The organism is Streptomyces sp. NPDC033131 (assembly GCF_055578365.1).
Genome location: NZ_JBVIPA010000043.1, coordinates 39,232 through 56,250, shown reverse-complemented (window position 1 = coordinate 56,250; position 17,019 = coordinate 39,232). Strand labels below are relative to the sequence as shown.

The 17,019-nt window shown below is 69.7% G+C and carries 13 protein-coding genes; 6 read left to right on the top strand and 7 right to left on the bottom strand.

Features of this window, described 5'->3' with window-relative positions; all coding sequences use genetic code 11:
* Positions 1 to 22 precede the first annotated feature (22 nt).
* Positions 23 to 1,756, top strand: coding sequence for a copper resistance CopC/CopD family protein (locus ACZ5XS_RS37570; protein ID WP_468659107.1), 1,734 nt, complete (start codon positions 23 to 25; stop codon positions 1,754 to 1,756).
* On the opposite strand, the gene ACZ5XS_RS37565 is transcribed toward ACZ5XS_RS37570, so the two are convergent.
* Positions 1,704 to 2,636, bottom strand: a complete 933-nt coding sequence (locus ACZ5XS_RS37565; protein ID WP_468659105.1) for a DUF72 domain-containing protein — start codon at positions 2,634 to 2,636, stop codon at positions 1,704 to 1,706. The genes ACZ5XS_RS37570 and ACZ5XS_RS37565 overlap by 53 nt on opposite strands.
* A 155-nt stretch (positions 2,637 to 2,791) precedes the next feature.
* Between ACZ5XS_RS37565 and ACZ5XS_RS37560 the strand changes: the two genes are divergently transcribed.
* Positions 2,792 to 3,082: a zinc-ribbon domain-containing protein gene (locus ACZ5XS_RS37560; RefSeq protein WP_468659103.1), complete on the top strand. Its 291-nt coding sequence runs from the start codon at positions 2,792 to 2,794 to the stop codon at positions 3,080 to 3,082.
* 27 nt (positions 3,083 to 3,109) lie between these two features.
* On the opposite strand, the gene ACZ5XS_RS37555 is transcribed toward ACZ5XS_RS37560, so the two are convergent.
* The 5 genes from ACZ5XS_RS37555 to ACZ5XS_RS37535 form a co-directional block, all read right to left on the bottom strand.
* Positions 3,110 to 3,613, bottom strand: coding sequence for a DUF5990 family protein (locus ACZ5XS_RS37555; RefSeq protein ID WP_468659101.1), 504 nt, complete (start codon positions 3,611 to 3,613; stop codon positions 3,110 to 3,112).
* 97 nt (positions 3,614 to 3,710) lie between these two features.
* Entirely contained in the window at positions 3,711 to 6,149 is a 2,439-nt protein-coding gene (locus tag ACZ5XS_RS37550) for a helicase C-terminal domain-containing protein (protein WP_468659099.1), read from the bottom strand.
* A 195-nt stretch (positions 6,150 to 6,344) separates the two neighbouring features.
* On the bottom strand, positions 6,345 to 8,183 hold the full coding sequence (locus tag ACZ5XS_RS37545) for a GmrSD restriction endonuclease domain-containing protein (protein WP_468659097.1): 1,839 nt from the start codon (positions 8,181 to 8,183) through the stop codon (positions 6,345 to 6,347).
* Positions 8,184 to 8,717: 534 nt separating this feature from the next.
* On the bottom strand, positions 8,718 to 9,953 hold the full coding sequence (locus tag ACZ5XS_RS37540) for an SWIM zinc finger family protein (RefSeq protein WP_468659095.1): 1,236 nt from the start codon (positions 9,951 to 9,953) through the stop codon (positions 8,718 to 8,720).
* Entirely contained in the window at positions 9,950 to 12,742 is a 2,793-nt protein-coding gene (locus ACZ5XS_RS37535; RefSeq protein ID WP_468659093.1) for a DEAD/DEAH box helicase, read from the bottom strand. The genes ACZ5XS_RS37540 and ACZ5XS_RS37535 overlap by 4 nt, the downstream gene beginning before the upstream one ends.
* A 430-nt stretch (positions 12,743 to 13,172) precedes the next feature.
* Here ACZ5XS_RS37535 and ACZ5XS_RS37530 point away from each other — a divergent pair, with 430 nt between their 5' ends.
* The gene (locus tag ACZ5XS_RS37530) at positions 13,173 to 13,421 is read left to right on the top strand and encodes a hypothetical protein (RefSeq protein WP_058850160.1); all 249 of its coding nucleotides are present in this window, start codon (positions 13,173 to 13,175) and stop codon (positions 13,419 to 13,421) included.
* Positions 13,418 to 13,819 carry a DNA-binding protein gene (locus ACZ5XS_RS37525; protein WP_468659091.1) on the top strand — a complete coding sequence of 134 codons (402 nt, stop codon included), beginning with the start codon at positions 13,418 to 13,420 and terminating at the stop codon, positions 13,817 to 13,819. Before ACZ5XS_RS37530 ends, ACZ5XS_RS37525 begins: the two co-directional genes overlap by 4 nt.
* 587 nt (positions 13,820 to 14,406) lie before the next feature.
* On the opposite strand, the gene ACZ5XS_RS37520 is transcribed toward ACZ5XS_RS37525, so the two are convergent.
* Positions 14,407 to 15,363: a recombination directionality factor gene (locus ACZ5XS_RS37520; RefSeq protein ID WP_468659089.1), complete on the bottom strand. Its 957-nt coding sequence runs from the start codon at positions 15,361 to 15,363 to the stop codon at positions 14,407 to 14,409.
* A gap of 365 nt (positions 15,364 to 15,728) precedes the next feature.
* Between ACZ5XS_RS37520 and ACZ5XS_RS37515 the strand changes: the two genes are divergently transcribed.
* Both ACZ5XS_RS37515 and ACZ5XS_RS37510 read left to right on the top strand, forming a co-directional pair.
* Positions 15,729 to 16,478, top strand: coding sequence for a hypothetical protein (locus ACZ5XS_RS37515; protein ID WP_319165619.1), 750 nt, complete (start codon positions 15,729 to 15,731; stop codon positions 16,476 to 16,478).
* Positions 16,475 to 16,942, top strand: coding sequence for a PIN-like domain-containing protein (locus tag ACZ5XS_RS37510; protein WP_334488283.1), 468 nt, complete (start codon positions 16,475 to 16,477; stop codon positions 16,940 to 16,942). Before ACZ5XS_RS37515 ends, ACZ5XS_RS37510 begins: the two co-directional genes overlap by 4 nt.
* Positions 16,943 to 17,019: the final 77 nt, after the last annotated feature.

Genomic DNA, 17,019 nt, shown 5'->3' with positions numbered 1-17,019 from the left:
AGGCCGGGGACTTCAAGGGCTGGTGCTGCTGGGCACTGTGCTGGTCCTGCTCCTCTTCGGCAGCGCGGGACCGGCGTCGGCCCACGCCGCTCTCCGCGACAGCGACCCCAAGGACGGAACCGTCCTCAAGTCCGCCCCCCGCCACCTGACCCTCTCCTTCACCGAGTCCGTGGGCCTCCTGGAGGACTCGTTCCGGGTCCTGGACCCGGACAACCACCGCCTGCGCACGGGCAAGGCCCAGCACGCACCGGAGGGCTCCGACACGGCCCGCGTCACCCTGCCCGCGAAGCTCGCCGAGGGCACGTACCTGGTGGCCTGGCGGGTGGTGTCGGCGGACAGCCACCCGGTGTCCGGGGCGTTCACCTTCTCGGTGGGCAAGCCCTCCGCGACCACGGCGGTGGTCGGCACGGACCCGGTCGAGAACCCGGTGACGGCAGGCCTGTACACCATCGCCCGCTACCTGGCGTACCTGGCCGCGGCGCTGCTGATCGGCACGGCCGTCTTCATGACGGCCTGCCGCCCCCCGGACCCCGCCTCCCTGCGAAGGCTCCTGCGCGCGGGCTGGTGGACCCTGCTGGCCTCCACCGTGGCGCTGCTCATGCTGCGCGCCCCGTACGAGTCGGGCACGGCCCCCTCCCTCGACCCCGCGGCCTTCACCCGCACCCTGACCACCCGCCCCGGCCTGGTCCTGCTGGCCCGTCTGGCCCTCCTCGTGCCGTTGGCCGTCTTCCTCGTACGACTGCTGCGGCGCGAGTCGCTGTCGCGCGCCTGGCTCGCCGCGGGCACCGCCCTCAGCGTCGGCCTGGCGCTGACCTGGGCCGCCGGCGAGCATGCGTCGGCCGGCATCCAGGTGCCGGTGGCGATGACGTCGTCCGTCCTGCACGTCCTCGCGATGGCGGTATGGCTGGGCGGCCTGACGGCACTGCTGACCTCGCTGTACCGCTCACAGGCGGCCGTTCCGGCGTCGGTGGTGACCTCCTTCTCCCGCCTCGCTTTCTGGTCGGTGACCGTCCTGGTCGTCACCGGCGTCTACCAGTCCTGGCGGGGCCTCGGCTCCGGGAACGCCCTCACCGACACCCCGTACGGCCGCCTCCTGGTCGTCAAGCTCGCCGCGGTCCTCGCGCTGCTGGCGGCGGCGAGCGTCTCACGGCGGTGGACGGCCCGGCTGACGCAGGTGGAGGCGGCCGTACCCGAACGGGTGCCGGAGCCGGTGGGCGGCCCGCCGGCACCGCGGGAGCCCGCCGCCGTCCCCCTCTCCCCCTCGACCACGCACCACTCGGGCCTGCGCCGCTCGGTGCTGGCCGAAGTCGCCGTGGGCGTGGCGGTACTGGTGATCACGACCATCCTCACCGGCACGCTGCCGGGCCGAGCGGCAGCGGAAGCCGCCGAAACGGCGTCCACCACCGGCCTGCCCACCGCCTCCGTCACCACCATCCCCTTCGACGTCGGCATCCCGGGCGGCCAGGGCAAGGTGCAGATCACTCTCGACCCCGGCCGCACCGGCGACAACCGCGTGGAAGCCGTCGTCTACGGCCCCGACGACGGCATCTCCACCGTTCCCGAGCTCCGCCTCTCCCTCACCCTCCCCAGCCAGGACATCGGCCCCATCGACGCCCGGCTCACCGACAAGGGCGGCTACTGGGCCACCAACGCCCTCAACCTCCCCATCGCCGGCGACTGGGAGATGAAGGTGACGGTCCGGGTCACGGAGATCGATCAGGTGAGCGAGTCGAAGACGGTGCGGATCGTGGGCTAGGCAGGGCCTGGCCGGCGAGCAGACGCTCCATCGTCTCGGCGGCACGGACGGCGGAGTCGGCGCAGCAGTTGTTGAAGAGGACGTGGAGCCGGCCGACCCGCCCGGCGAGAGCGCGTAAGCGGGGCACCCACTCCTCGAGTTCGGCGCGCGAGTAGTCGTACCGGAAGCGGTCCTCCTTGCTCCCGGTCCCCCAGGCGGCACTGCGCCCGTGGAACCGTACGACGGACAGGCGCGGCGAGGTCACGGGCGTGACGGGCGGTATGGAGGAGGGCAGCGTCCGCACCATGTCCACCCCGACGGCGGCGAAGCCGAGGCGGGTGAGCAGCGAGGTGGTCGCCCGCGCCCGTCCGTCCCGTCCCTCCGGTCCTTCCGGCTCGCTCCTCCACCACGCGGGATGCCGGAACTCCACGGCGACCGGCCACCCGGCCGTCCGCACCGCGCACTCCTCCAGAAACGCCTCGGCCCGTGCCCCCGGCCGGAACCACGGCGGGAACTGGAACAGCACACCCCCGAGCCGCCCGGCCTCCCGCAGCGGCCCGATCCCGGCGGCGAACCGCGCCCACACCTCGTCGAGCACGACAGGGTCCCCGGCGTCGGCGGGTAACCCGTCGGGCAGGGACCGCTCCCTGGTCGGGTGCCCGGTGAGCAGCGAGAACGCCTTCACGTCGAACACGAACCCTTCCGGGGTCCGCTCCACCCACAACCGGCTGTTCCGCTCCGCGGGCAGCGCGTAGTAACCGGAGTCCACCTCGACCACCGGAAACCGCCCCGCGTAGTACCGCAGCCGCCCTTCGACGTCCCGCTGCCCGGCGGGATACCACCCGCTGGCGACCAGGGCCCGATCGGTCCAGGAACACGTGCCGACGAGGATGTCACCCATGGGGGAGCGGTTACCCGGCTGCCGGGCAGGAACGCGACGCCTCAGGAGTCCGTGCATCCGCGTCGGGCGCCGGAGTGCAGGACACTGTGATCTGACCGCACCTTGCCGCTCGCCGGCACTGTGTCGGCAGGTACTGACTCGGGAAGGAACCCGGCATGATCATCTTCGGCACCAAGGGCTACCTGTACCAGCTCGCGATACTGACCCTGGTGTGCGGCCAGTGCGGCAACCCCGCCGCGCACACACTCAGGAAGCGCGTCACGAAGTTCACGCTGTTCTTCGTGCCGCTGTTCCCGTTCTCGACGAAGTACACGACGCAGTGCACCTTCTGCGGCGCGGAACAGAAGCTGACCAAGGAACAGGCGGACCAGCTGCAGGCGCAGGGCGCGGGCGGCCAGGGCGGTCAGCAGTACGGGCAGACGCAGCAGCAGCCGTACCAGTCCTGAGCGCGGACCGGGCGGGCCCGCCCGGTCTCACCGATCCCGCGTGGCCTGCCCCGGGCCCGCGTGGCCGGCCGCCGGTTCAGCGGTCCAGCTGACGTGCGGAGGCGTGATCCGTGCGCACAGGGGCCCGCCCTGCGCGTCGGTCAGGCCGAGGCGTGCGACCAGCAGGCCGTCGGGTGCGGCGGCGGCGAGTACGTCCGCCGGGACGGCGTCGAGCATGAGCTTGGCACGCCGGAACATCGTGAAGAGCCCCGCCTCGTCGACGGTCCCCCACGACAGATAGATGAACCGGTGCCCCAGACGGTTCTGCACATAGGGCCCCCGCACCTCGACACCGCTCGGCGAGACGATCGCCGCGCACTCCAGCGTCCAGGTCGCCGACGCGGCGTCCCCCCGCTGCGGATCGAGCAGTTCTCCCGGCCGGTCGCGGCGTTGCACGGCGACGTGGACGTTGCCACAGGCGGGGGCGCTGCCGTCGGCGGGCGCAGGGCGGGTGAGACCGGGCAGGTCGAAGGCATCGATACGGATACGCATGCGGCCATCATCCGCTGCCCGGCTGCCCGGCTGCCCGGCCGACCGGCCGACCGGGACGGAGACCGATACCGATGCCGGTACCGACCAGAACCGCGACCTATTCCTCTTCCTCCCCGGGCATGATGCTGTGGATGCGCGAGAGGGTGAAGACCCGCTCGGCGTCCCGCAGGTGGCACCAGGCTTCGAGGTAGGGCGGGTCGAGCGAGAGGTGGCTGAGGGTACGCACGGTCCGGTTGCCCGAGGTGGCGACGTATTCGACGGTGACGGCCCGACCGGTGTCGATGGCATGGGCGAGCTGACGGACATCGGTGTACGGCAGGAGTTTCGCCCACCCCGAGACGATCTCCTCGGTGTCCGTGCCGAAGGGCCTCCCTCCGTCGAACGGTGCCGGGTCCGGAACCTCCGACGGGGCGGCCAGCAGCCGGGCCGCCAAGGCGCTCGCGTCGACGGCGGCCGGCGCCTTCGCCGTGACGGTGGTCGCGTTCCGGAAGCCGCTCCTTCCACCGGAGCGGCGCGGGGCCGGAACGGGTACGGCGGCCCGCCGAGCCCGGGTGGTGTCGATGCGTACCGTGCCCTCGGCCGTCTCGGCGACCGGGGCGTATCCCTCGGCTCGGAGCGCGGCGAGGGTCACGTCGATCGGGCTGCGGCTGACCAGCACCGTCGGCGCCAACCGGCGTAGTCCCAGTTCGGCGAGCCTCCGGTGGGCGGCGATCTCCGCCAGGAGCGCGGGCTCGTCACCGTGGAGGACGCAGGCGGCGGGGGCGATGCGCACCCGGCCGTGGCCGCGCGCGGTGTCGGAGATCAGATACGACAGCGGCTGCGGCAGGGGGCCGACGGCGACAGCGGCCAGCTCGGCGGTGATGTCGGCGGGGGCACGGCCCGCGTCCAGGGCCCGGCGGACACTGCTCCCGCTGAACCGCCACACCGACGCCGTGCCGCTGGTCTCCCGGTCCGCCACGGAGTCCAGGAACGCGGCAAGTCGCGCGGACGGCGTGCCCGTGACGACAGCGGAGAGGTCTGCTCCGATCCGGGCCGTCGAGCTGGCCGGGGGCAGCAGCCGTCGGCAGGTGGCGCCCAGTTCTTGCACGGTGCCGGCCCACAGGTGGGCGCCGAGGGCGGACAGGGCACCACGAGCGAGTACGCCGAGCAGTTCGGCCTCACGGATCACGGCGGCGAACGGCGTCCGGTCCTGGGGCGACGAGTCGGCGAGCGGACGGTGCCAGGCGATCAGCGGCCCCAGATCCGACACGGCCTTCACGCCCTGCCCTGCCGGGAGCTGGGCGGCGGCGGCCAACAGCCCGTCACGAGCCTGCAGACAGCCGTCGCAGGGCGGTGCGCCGGCGAGCGCGGGAAGCGCCTTGTCGTCCTCGTCGCGAGACCGGCTGGGGGTGAGCGTCAGGTTCCGCCAGGCCTGAAGGAGTACGGCGAACTGTTCCGACGGTTCCTGTTCCGCCCAGACGTCATACGCGTCGGTGGATGCCATGTGATCGCCGTCCCGGCCCAGCAGCCCGGCAGCGAAGGCGGCCTCGAGGGTGATGCGTACGACGGCGTCGTCGGCCTGGGCGGCCTTGCCGATCCGGGCCAGTTCCCGTGCGCCGATCCCACCGGACTTCAGCCGGGCCGGCGCGGCCGCCGAGCAGACCGACAGCACCGAGACGGCCTGAGCGGCGAACACCGTGGCCGCGGCCGACGCTTCGCGGTCCACCTCCGCCGAAGTGACGGACACCAGCCGTGCGAAAGGCGGGACGGGCTCGAACGGGGCATGCCAGGAGGGTCCGCGCAGCGCGAGCGCCACCTCGACAGGCATACGGGCCGGGCCGTAGTGGTGACGCTCCCGGACCAGGAGCCCCCGGTCCAGCGCCCATCGCGCGCCCGGTTCGAGGCCGGCGCCGGCTGCCCCGAACGCGATGAACTCGGGTTGCCTCGCTGCGGCCTCCGCTCGGAGTTCGAGCAACTTCCGGGCGGCAGCAGGGGCCTTCGCGACCAGCGCGGCGATCTGCCACGGGTCACTGTGGTGTTCGACCAGGACGGCCATCCGCTGCGCCCTGGTGCCGGGCGGCTTGACTCCCAGTGCCACCAGCATGCCGCGCAGTTCGTCGGAGGTCGTACCCGCCAGCAGTTCCTCCAGCGGGGCATCCAGCCCCAGAGGCGCGTCCCAGGCCTGCTGCAGCGGTGCGGGCATGCGGAGCATCCCCGAGCCGTCCGGCCAGACCAGAGCACGATCGGCAAGTACTCCCAGCACGACGTCCAGCTCGCGAGCGGCTTCCTCGTCCGCCGCTCCCAGCAACTCCGCCAGGGCCTCACGCGACGCGGCTCCCCCCAGCGCCGCCAGCGCCTCGGCCGCCTGCAGGTACGGCAACGCGAGCCCCGGCAGGGCCAGCGCCACGGACCCCGGCCGCTGAAGCCGGTCCGCCAGTTCTCCCAGCGAGCGTGGCTCCGGCAGGGCCACGGCGTCCTTCCGTGTCACGAACACGCGAGCCAGGCGATCGCAGTCCAGGCTGCCCAGCCACGTGGTCAGAGTTGATCGGGACGTCATATGGGGTGCACCTCGTCAGAACGGAGAACGAGCGCCGCAGCGTGACCGGAGCCGGTCCGGCGCCGGTTTCAAGGATGGCGCATCCCTGCGAGCCGCAGGACCGCACGGCGAGAGAGCACGATTCGCTCCCCCGTATGCGCGAATCAGAACATTTTGATCCATGAGTTGATCACAGGGCAGATGAGACCTGACTGATCACAGATCGTCGGTGTCATCCGCTGTGTCGAGGTTGATCCCAGGTTCCTCGGGGCTCGACTCGTCGTCCAGGATCGGCTTGCCCATCGCGACCGCGATGCTGCGGAGCAACGCCGCTCTGCGAGCGGTGAAGAACCCGTCGAAGTCGTCGGTGGCCATGAGTTCCGGTTGGGCCAGGTGCGAGCGGACGCGTTCGGCGACGCCCTCGTGAGGGGTCTGCGCGGTCTTGACCAGACGGCCCAGGTAGTCGGAGGGAGCCGCCCCTCCGATGATTCGGTTGGTGCGGGCGGTCAACGGGGTTTTGTTGATGATCGAGTTGTAGTCGGCGGGGGCGTATCCGGCCTTCTCACACCACGTCTTCGGGAAGATGTGGTGGATGTCGATGGACTCGTCGAAGTACCCGGTGACCTCGGCCTTCTCCCCGGTGCGCCAGTCCAGGGCTCCCGCCTTGAGCAGGAGCGCGTAAATCCCCTTGTAGGCGGCGCTGTTGCGCGTACGAAGGGTCAGCAGGCGTCCGGGGGCGAACTGCGCCGCGGTGACGGTCCGGGGCTCTGCCGCGTCCTCCCGGATCCAGTCGACGACGTCCGGCAGATCCTGGCTGAAGCGGGTCTCGGTCGAGCCGCCGTAAAGCTCCCCGAACACACCGCACCAGTACCAGCGAGCGAGCTTGTGCTGGGCGCCGGCACTCTGTGCGGCGTCCCCCGCCAGGGCCAGGATCGCGGCAAGCGGAATCAACTGTGTGCCGTACGGCAGGAACTTCGTGTCGAAGAGAAACTGCTGGTGCAGGAACTTCGCCGCCGCCTTGAACCCGGTGATGACGGACGGTGCGAAGCGTACGTAGTCCTCCAGGGAGAGGGCGAGCATGTCCTTGCGCTTGCAGCCGATGCGCGGCAGCCGCTCCTCTTCCGTCCCGCGTTCCGCCTCGCGCCCGCGCCGCTCGGCCGTCGCCAACAGGGTGACCGCCTGGAGAAAGTCCGTGTTGGAGACCTCGCGAAGGATGCGGTACTCGGGCGCCTTCCATGCAGCCCAGCACACTTGCTCCCAGTGATTGCGCAGATCGAACTCATCCGCCGCGTAGGTGGCGGTCAACAGCTCGAACACGGTCAGGGTGACACCGCCGGTGTTGACCTTCTCGAACACCTGGCACACGGCCTGGCGTGGGGTCGCCTGCCCGAGCTCGATGACCGGCACGTGATAGCGGTCGAAGGGGCGGACGAACGCCTCGTTGAAGTCGCGCCACAGTGTGCGCTTGTCCTTGTCGCCGTCCCAGTGGTCGGTGAACTCATAACCCCAGTCGCCGCCGTCGAAGACCGCGTGGAGCGGGAAGAGATGCGCCTCGTATTCGCGCTCCGGAGTCGAGTAGTCCTCGACGACCTGACCCCGGAAGTTGAGCACTTTGCGCGTTTCGGGCAGAAACCGGATGGCGTCCTCGCGGTCGCCGTTCTCGTCGAGAGCCTGGACCATGTCGACGTAGAACCAGCCCGACACCTGATGCTTGCGCAGGTCCTGGGTGACCACCGGGCCCGTCAACTTCAGGGCCTGGAACAGCGACGTCAGCCGCTGCTGCCCATCGAGTACGAGCGTGTCGGGCTCGGGCTCGCCTGCCGGGGTGGCACCTTCGATCGGCCGGTACTTGAACCGGACGTCGCCACCCGCCTTGAGCAGCATGATGGTGCCGACCGGGTAACTCAGCGAGATCGACGCGAGAAGACTCGCGATGTTCGGGTAGGGCCACACCCAGCCCCGCTGGAACTCCGGCAGCTGCGCCTTGCCGACTTCCACCTGCCTTAGCAGATCACGCAGCGGTCGCTTGTCGATGCTGAACGCTTCGTCGGGCACATCCGCTCCTTGAGGCTGCCGGCCACCAGAGGTGGGCACCGGAGGTCGACTTGTCTCGTGTCACCAAAAAACTACTAGGTGTCATGACATCGGGTGCCAGAAATGCAAAACAGCTCAAATATTCATCAGGCGCAGGTCAGCGGGCTACCTTCCCGCGGCTTCGCCGACCGTCCCCGCTCCCGCCGCGAGCGACGAGAGCGGGGACGGCACCCGCGATCCCCTGCTGACTGAGACAACGTCGAAGGGCCCCACCGCAAGCGGTGGGGCCCTTCGAGTCGTGCCCGGTGAGGCACTGGCGGAGGATACGAGATTCGAACTCGTGAGGGGTTGCCCCCAACACGCTTTCCAAATGTTCGTCCGGGGGTTCTGGCGCGTACGGCAACGTCCTGACCTGCGGTGCAGCTGGTCCGGGCGGGGTTTCTGAACGGTGCTGTACGCCGGTGAATGCAACCAGAACTGCAACCACGGAAATGGGAGCAGCGTGAGTGTGTCCAGCTTCTGCTCGTGGTTCCTGGTCAGCGGGGAATCGCCTCCTTACTCCCCGTTCTGCGACCAGGCCGCGGTGAGCGCGGTGACCGGGTCGCAGTCGGCTGGTGCCGCGGGCCACCATTCGCCGTCTTCGTCCCGGAGGTAGGCGTACCAGCGGGCGTCGGGGCCCAGACGCAGCTGGATGCCGTGGTGGGTGAGGGTGAGGCGGTTGCGCCAGGTTCTGAGGGGTGTGGGGGAGTCGGTCATCTCGGCGAGGGCCGCGTCCAGGGCGGTGCGGGCGGCCTTCATCACCGTCGGGTCGGGGGCGTAGGGATGTTCGGCGACGGTGATGCCCGTAGGGCCGCCGTGGCGCCAGGCGCGGGTGAGGCGTGCGAAGGCAGTGGGTTTGGCGCCGGTGTTCTGGATCAGGTGGTGGAACCACTCGGGTCCGGGGTTGCTTGCGGCGATGCGGACGGCGTCCTGGTGCTGGGTCAGGTGCAGGTCGGCGGTGTCGCCCGCGAGGAGCCGGGCGGCGCGCGCGGTGGCGTCGGCCATGAGGCGTTCCAGGTCCGCGGCGGCCAGACCGGTGCCGGATGGCGGGGCGACGGGCAGTGCTGTGGTGTGGGCGGCGGGTTCCGGGAGTTCGGGCAGTTCGGGGGGCTCTTCGACCCAGCGGGCGTACGCGGCGGCGGCCGGGATGCCGGCCGGTGCCGGTGGGGCGGCGGTCTCCTGTGCTGCCGTACGGAGTGCGCGCAGCTGGGCGAAGACCTCCTCGCGACCGCGGCCGCGCAGCGCGAAGAGCACGAATGGGTCGGCGTCGATGGTGGCGGCGATGGCGTAGCAGAGCGCGGCGGCGTGTTTGCAGGGGTAGCCCCAGTCGGGGCAGGAGCATTCGGGATCGAGTTCGGTGGGCTGCGGGAGCAGGGGGACGCCTGCTTGGTGGGCGTCGTCGACGAGTTCGGCGGGCATCTCGCCGTCGAGGAGGGCGGCGAGATGCCCGGCTCGGGCGGCGATGGTGTCGAGGAGAGTGCCCCATTGGGCGTCGGTGAGGACGGGCAGGTGGACGGCGGAGCGGTAGGGGCGGGGCCTGCTGCCCTGGACGGCGGCTTTGACCTGGCCGGGGGCGATGGTGACGGCGCCGACCATGCCCTGGCGGGCGTAGGTGCGTCCGCGGGACAGGCGCCCCGAGTCCAGGGTGGAGTCCTCCAGGGCCGTCACCCATGCCTGGCCCCACCAGGTAGCGGCGAATGCACGCCTGCCGCGGGCGGGCGCACGGCGCTGGCCGGGAAACGAAGGGCTCATGTCTGCCTCCCCAGGGCGACGAGTTCGGCGAGGTCGGCATCGGACAGTTCGGTCAGGGCGGCCTCACCGGAGCCGACGACGGCGTCGGCGAGCGCGCGCTTGGACTCGAGAAGCTTCGCCACCTTGTCCTCCACGGTGCCCTCCGCGAGGAGTTTGTGGACCTGTACGGGCTTGTCCTGGCCGATGCGGTAGGCGCGGTCGGTGGCCTGGTCCTCGACGGCCGGGTTCCACCAGCGGTCGTAGTGCACGACGTGGGTGGCGCGGGTGAGGTTGAGGCCGGTGCCCGCGGCCTTGAGGGAGAGCAGGAACACAGGCACCTCGCCGCGCTGGAAGCGGTCCACCATCTCCTCGCGCGCGGTGACGGGGGTACCGCCGTGCAGGAAGAGGGTGGGGACTCCTCGCTCTGCGAGATGCTTCTCCAGCAGGGTCGCCATCTGCTTGTACTGGGTGAAGACCAGCACCGACTCGCCCTCGGCGGTGATGGTGTCGATCAGTTCGTCGAGCAGGTCGAGCTTGCCGGACCGGCCGCGCAGCGGTGTCGACTGGCGCAGGTACTGGGCGGGGTGGTTGCAGATCTGCTTCAGCGCGGTGAGGAGCTTCAGAACCAGACCGCGGCGGGCGATGCCCTCGGCTTCGGCGATCTTCGTCATGGTTTCGCGGACCACTGCCTCGTACAGGCTCGCCTGCTCGGCGGTCAGAGGCACGACGCGGTCGGTTTCGGTCTTGGCGGGCAGTTCGGGTGCGATGCCCGGGTCGGACTTCCTGCGGCGCAGCAGGAACGGACGGACAAGACGGGACAGCCGGTCGGCAGCCTGTGGGTCCTCGCCCGACTCGATCGCTCGGGCGTGCCGGTCGCGGAAGGCCGTGAGCGGGCCGAGGAGTCCGGGGGTGGTCCAGTCGAGGAGCGCCCACAGTTCGGAGAGGTTGTTCTCCACGGGGGTGCCGGTGAGGGCGACGCGGGCGCGGGCGGGCAGGGCGCGCAGCTCACGGGCGGTGACGGCGTAGGGGTTCTTGACGTGCTGTGCCTCGTCGGCGGCGATCAGCGACCATGCGTGCTCGGTGAGGGTCTCCCGGTCGCGGCGCAGGACGCCGTAGGTGACCAGGACGATCTCGTCATCGGCGAGGTCCTTCAGGTGGCGGTCGCCGCCGTGGTAGCGGCGCACGGGGATGGAAGGCGCGAACCTGGCGGCCTCGCGCTGCCAGTTGCCGAGCAGAGAGGTGGGGCAGACGACGAGCGTGGGGCCGGCGGTGGTGGGGTCGCTCTGGCGGTGCAGGTGCAGAGCGAGCAGGGTGATGGTCTTGCCCAGGCCCATGTCGTCGGCGAGACAGCCGCCGAGGCCGAGTGCGCACATCTCGGCCAGCCAGGCCAGGCCCCGCTTCTGGTACTCGCGCAACGTGGCCTTGAGGGCGGCGGGCTGGGGCACGGGGGTGCGGGACTCGGGGTCGCGGATACGAGCGACCAAGTCGCCGAGCGCACCGACCGCCGCACAGGGGACCCGGTCACCGTCCCGTTCGGCCTCACCGGTCAGCGCGGCGCTCAACGCCTCCATGGGGGTGAGCGGTTCCATCCGGCGGCGCCTGGCGCGTGCCACCAGCTTCGGGTCGGCGACCACCCACTGGTCGCGAAGCCGGACGAGGGGACGGCGTGACTCTGCGAGAGCATCCATCTCGGCCTCGGTGAGCGGCTCGCCGCCAAGGGAGACCTGCCAGCGGAAGTCGAGGAGGGCCCCGGTGTCCAGCAGGCCGCCCGCGGTGGAACCGGGGGCGGTGCGCTGCCCGATCTCCACGGTCGCGGTGAGCGCCTTGACCAGTTCGCGCGGCCAGTGCACGTCGACACCGGCCGCACGCAGCGCGTCCGTGGCGTCTCCAAGGAGATCGAAGGCTTCGTCGTCGGTCAACCGGAGCTGATCAGGAGCGGCATCGTTGAGCAGCCTCTGCAGCGGGGGCCAGGCGCGGGCGCCGCGGCGCAGGGCGAGAAGGGTCTCGGTCTCGGCGCGTGGGCCGAGCAGCCGCTCCACTTCGGCCGGCTCGCTCCAGAGTCGTGCGGCCTCGATGACGAGCGCCGGGTCCGCCGCGGTGTGCAGTTGCAGGACGGCCCGGAACTGCCGTCGGCGTCCTTCGGGTACGTCGACGCGCAGGGAGACACTGACCTCGGCGGTGAGCGCCGCCTGGGTCTCCTCGGCCCATTCACGCAAGGCGGGCACGGCGCGGGCCTCGCGCCAGGCGTACGGCAGCGCTCCCATGGCGAGCGGCGCGGCCGGCGTGCGGACCAGATCATCGGCGACCGCGTCGCAGAACTGGCGTACCAGCGCAGCCGGTTCGGCGATCCGAACCGGAGGAGGGCCAGGCTCGGGCAGGCAGTGGGCGTGTGGCGGGAAGGCGGCGGCCAGGGCGTCCAGCGTCTGGCGCTGGGCGGCGGTGTACGGACCCACCTGCCAGCTGTCGTAACCGGCGGGGGCGAGGGCCGGGTGGATGCGGCCGTCGGCGAGCAGCCGCAGCGCGAAGCGAGTGGCGGCCTGCCAGGCGGCGCCGGCGGGATGCGTCGGCTCCGCAGTAGCCAAGGCGGCGACAGCGACGGCGACAGGCAGCGCGTAGCCCTCAACGCTGCGCCGCCTGACCGAGCGGCCGTGCGGCAGGACCAGCTCCACCACCGCAGTCTCCAGGCCGGTGGGCGCCACACTGTCTCCGGCCGCCGCCCCGGTCGGCTTCCACAGCAGCAGCCGCCCAAGGCGAGCGGGCTCACCGGGCAGGAACACCGCCGCCCAGCCGACGCCGAGCAGCTCCCTCACGAAGGCGGACGTTTCCTGCCGGGCCAGCGGCGGTGCGCTCCTCGCGCCCGTATTCGGCTCTCGTACGACGACTCGTGCCACTCTCTTCCGCCCTGTCGCTTGCCGGGCCCCCTGGGCCGCTCACTGTCGAACCTCACCAGGCAATGTCACACGCTGGCAACCACGGGCCTTGGCTTGACTGCTGGCGACGGCGCCACGACGGATATGCCGCTGCTGAACACACTGGTCCTCAACCGTACGGTGCGGCGCTGAGGCCATGAGCAGCTGGGACCCAGCCGCGCTGAGAGGCGTTGATCGAAGAGGCCACGGTCGACGCCTATGGCGAAGATGAGCCCAGCTCACCGGCTTCTGGACCTGCCGCTGCCGGAACCCGCCCCCGAGGGCGGGAACAGGCAGCACGTAGCGCGCATACCGCAGTATGCTTGCGGCTATGGCAGACACCACACGCATCACGGTGACGCTCCCCACCGAGCAGGTGGCGGAGCTGAAGAAGATCACGGACAACATCTCCGGCTACGTGGCCGAAGCGGTCGCCAGGCAGATCCGGCACCAGCTCCTCGGGGCCGACCTGCGCAGCCACACAGACGAGCACGGGGCCTTCAGTGAGGAAGAGCTGGCCGAGGCGCGGGCGCGGATCTTCGGTACGACGTCGGCCGCCGGCGGCGCGAGCGCCGCGTGAGCGGGCACATCGAGACCGTCGTCCTGGACAGCGAGGGACTGTCAGCCTGGGTGGCGCAGGGCCGGAAGGTTCTGGCGATGTTCCAGGTGTTCCACGACATTGGAGCGGACCTTGTCGTCAGCGCCAACACCATCGTGGAGGTGAGCCACGCAAGGGTGAACCTGCCCCGACTGCAATGGGCGCTCTCCCGGGTCAAGGTGGAGCCGATCACGGAGGCAGCGGCCAAGGCGGCGGCCCAACTGCTCAAGGGCGCCGGTCTGCACGGACACAAGTACGCGATCGACGCCACCGTCGCGGAAGCGGCCTTGCGTCAGCCTGGTCCGGTCGCCATCCTCACGTCGGATGTCGATGACATGACCCGGCTGTGCGGCGGCAAGGTCCGGATGATCGGGCTATGACCGCGACATCGTCCCGGGACCATGGACAGATCCGCGTGGATCCCCCGAGACCAGAGTCGCCGCAGGCCAACCCATGACGGGCGAATAAGGCATCGACGGATGCGGGGGCATGGCTGCGTTCGGTGTCAAAGCTCCTCAGGGCGCAACGCCAGCTGGCGGCCGGTAGCCGTCGTGACGTATCCCGTCAGATGGTGTGGCTCCCCACAGTCTGCGCCGGTCGCCCCATAGGACGTGAGCGTGCGCCTCTCCCGCTTGAGGAAATGACCTAAATGTCGCCTATAAATGCAACCGAAACTGCAACCAAGACGTGCCAACGAGCCGGACCGCATTGAGCGGTCCGGCTCGTCGTTTCGCCTGTTCAGGCGGCTGCGGAGGATACGAGATTCGAACTCGTGAGGGGTTGCCCCCAACACGCTTTCCAAATGTTCGTCTGGGGGTTCGGGCGCAGCCAGGGGCGTCCTGACCTGGGGCGGAGCGGGTGATGTCAGAGACTATGGACGCAGTTGGACGGGGGTGAATGAGACCCAAATTGAGACCATGCTGCCTGCCCCAGCTGGCGGTGATCACTCTGAGACGGTCGGAACTGGTCAGGTGAGTGAGAAATCCCCATCCGGGAGCGCTTGCCGCGCGATGGCGGCGATGTGTCCGACGTGCTCGCGCAGCCGGGCAAGCTCTATGGTCTGCTGTCGCGCTGCCACGACCTCGGACAGAGCGGCGATGACGGTTTCCTGGTGGTCACTGGTGCCCAGCACTTGGGCGGCACGGCGAAGCGCTACCGCATCCACGCTGACGGAGCAGGTCGGCTCAGGGGTGGACGGGGTGGTCGGCTCAGGGGTGGACTTGGACCTGCGGCGGGGTGCGGATGGTGCCGGATCAGGCATGGGTGCGGCTGTCCGCGGGGGGTCCGGCGCAACGATGTCGGGATTGCCGAGCACCTTGACTACCGGCTTTCGATAGCAGACGTTCCTGCCCGTCTTGGTCGTGAGGGCAACCAGTTCTGTGGTGAGGTCGCAGGCTGCTGGCCCGCCGCCACGTTCCAGCGCCTCCATCAGATCGGACAGCTGCGCGGCCAGTTGCCATGAGCTCGTCATGAAGTGGAATTCGCCGAGCATGGGTGCTGCTGCGATCCGGAAGGCGAGGTCGATGGCGGGCACTGGGCCGCGGCCCTCTCTGGCCGCCAGCTTCTTGTCCTCAAGCCGTGGATGGCAGCCGCAGGGTTGACCCTTTTTCCCTTGCGGTGACAGGAACACCGAGCCGTCGCAGTCGTGGGTGATCCCTTTGCTGCTCCAGAGGACCATACGAGCCGTGACCGCATCAGGCCCATCCATGAGTACGCGTACGCTCTCACGGTTCGTAAGGACTTCGTGGGCGAGGCCCCCACCCCCCTCGTTTTGCTGAGCTTGGCCTCCGAGGAGGCTGGCCACGCGGGCGGCCACGTGAGCGTCGTCAGTGGTGATACGCCACGCATCCAGCACCTGGGGTCGTCCCTCGGATAAACGTCCCTGGTGGAAGCGTCCGACTCGGGCAGTTGTGCTCTGCGTCATCTGGGAGCCTTCGTGGAGCGGGTAAAAGACGAGGCTTTGCCTTTGCGCGCCGAAGAAGTGGCATGCGGCGTGCCACGACGCCGACCGGCAACGGGGCGGCGCTCAATCGTTCACCTCTCTGCCGGCGCTCACCCTCTCGCGTTACTTCGACCGAGTGAAGCTCGACCGTATTGCTGCGGCCGTGCGGAGGGAGTGGAGACGATCGAACGTGATCCTCGGGAGTCGACTCCGTAGGCACGGTGGTGTGCGCCAAACATCCGCGGGTGGCCTCGCTCGTTAGATCCCTGTCAGTTACTGTTCCACCGCGGTCCGCGTGCCTTCGGAACGGGCACACTGGAGTGGGGCCTGGGGAGAGGAGGTGGATCATGACGGATATCGACGCGCTGATCAATGCCTTCCTCGACGAGGACACCCGCTTCACGGTGCCGCTGTATACCCAGGAAGCAGCGGCGCGGTACCTGCATACGCCCGCATCCACACTCCGATCGTGGGCGCGCGGCTATCACAATCACTTCCCAGACCGCCCGGACGTCGTTGGGGACCCACTGATCACCTCTCTGGGTGATCCGCGACGCGGCGCCTCCATCCCCTTCATCGGGCTTGCCGAGGGCATGTTCCTGTCGGCGCTGAGGGCAGCAAACGTCCCCATGCAGAAGATCCGCCCTGCCCTGGAGTTGGTCCGCGACCAGCTCGGAGTGGAGCACGCGCTGGCGTCCAAGCGCCTGTACACCGATGGCGCGGAGTTGCTCTATGAGGTAAGCGACCACCTGGACGGCGACGAACGCATCGAGCCTCGCAAAGTCATCGTGCTGCGCAACGGGCAGTACGTCTTCCGCGAGGTCGTCGAGCGCTACATGAAGCAGATCAGCTACGACTCCGACGGCGTGGCTGGCTATGCCAACCGCGTGCTGCTTCCAGGCTGGGAAATTGCTGAGGTTGCGGTCAAACCGGCGGTCAACTTCGGCCAGCCCTACTTCGTCCACAACGGCACCCCACTGTCACTGATCGAGGACGCGCTCAGGGAAGGCGTTCCTTGTGACGAGGTGGCCGCCGCACACGGACTGCCCGACGACCAGGTCGCTGAGGTCGACTACTACCTCCACATCGCCGCATGAGTGGCCCGCCGACGCTGAGGCTCTTCCTGGACCGCAGCACCAACGGCGACGACTTCGTCAAGGGCATGAAGGGCCTGTGTCCCGACACCGTATCCATCGGCGAGAAGTACGGCGTCAAAGCCGCCGAGGATGTTCAGGACACCGTGTGGCTGGCGGAGGCCGCGAGGGAGGAGAGGATCTGCGTCGGAGCCGACAAGAAGATCCTCTCCGGATCCCGTCCGTTGGAGATCGCTGCGGTTCTGAAGCACCGAGTCCGCTACCTGGTCTACGCCAACAACAACCTACGGACTGCCGACCAGATCAGGCTCTTCAGCACCCTCCTGCCCGACATTCGAGAGCTGTCAGGAACTCCTGGTCCCTGGGCCTACACCATGGCCCAGCACGGGCTGGTTCTCGTACCACGCGAGGAACTAGAGCAGCGTCTAATCCGTGCTGCTCAGCGTATGGGCATGCACCCTGGTTGACACCTCGTCTCAACGAAGGGCGACGAAGGTCTTGGTGGAGGGTCTAGACGAGGCTCTCTTGGAGGTCCTGCCCGGGC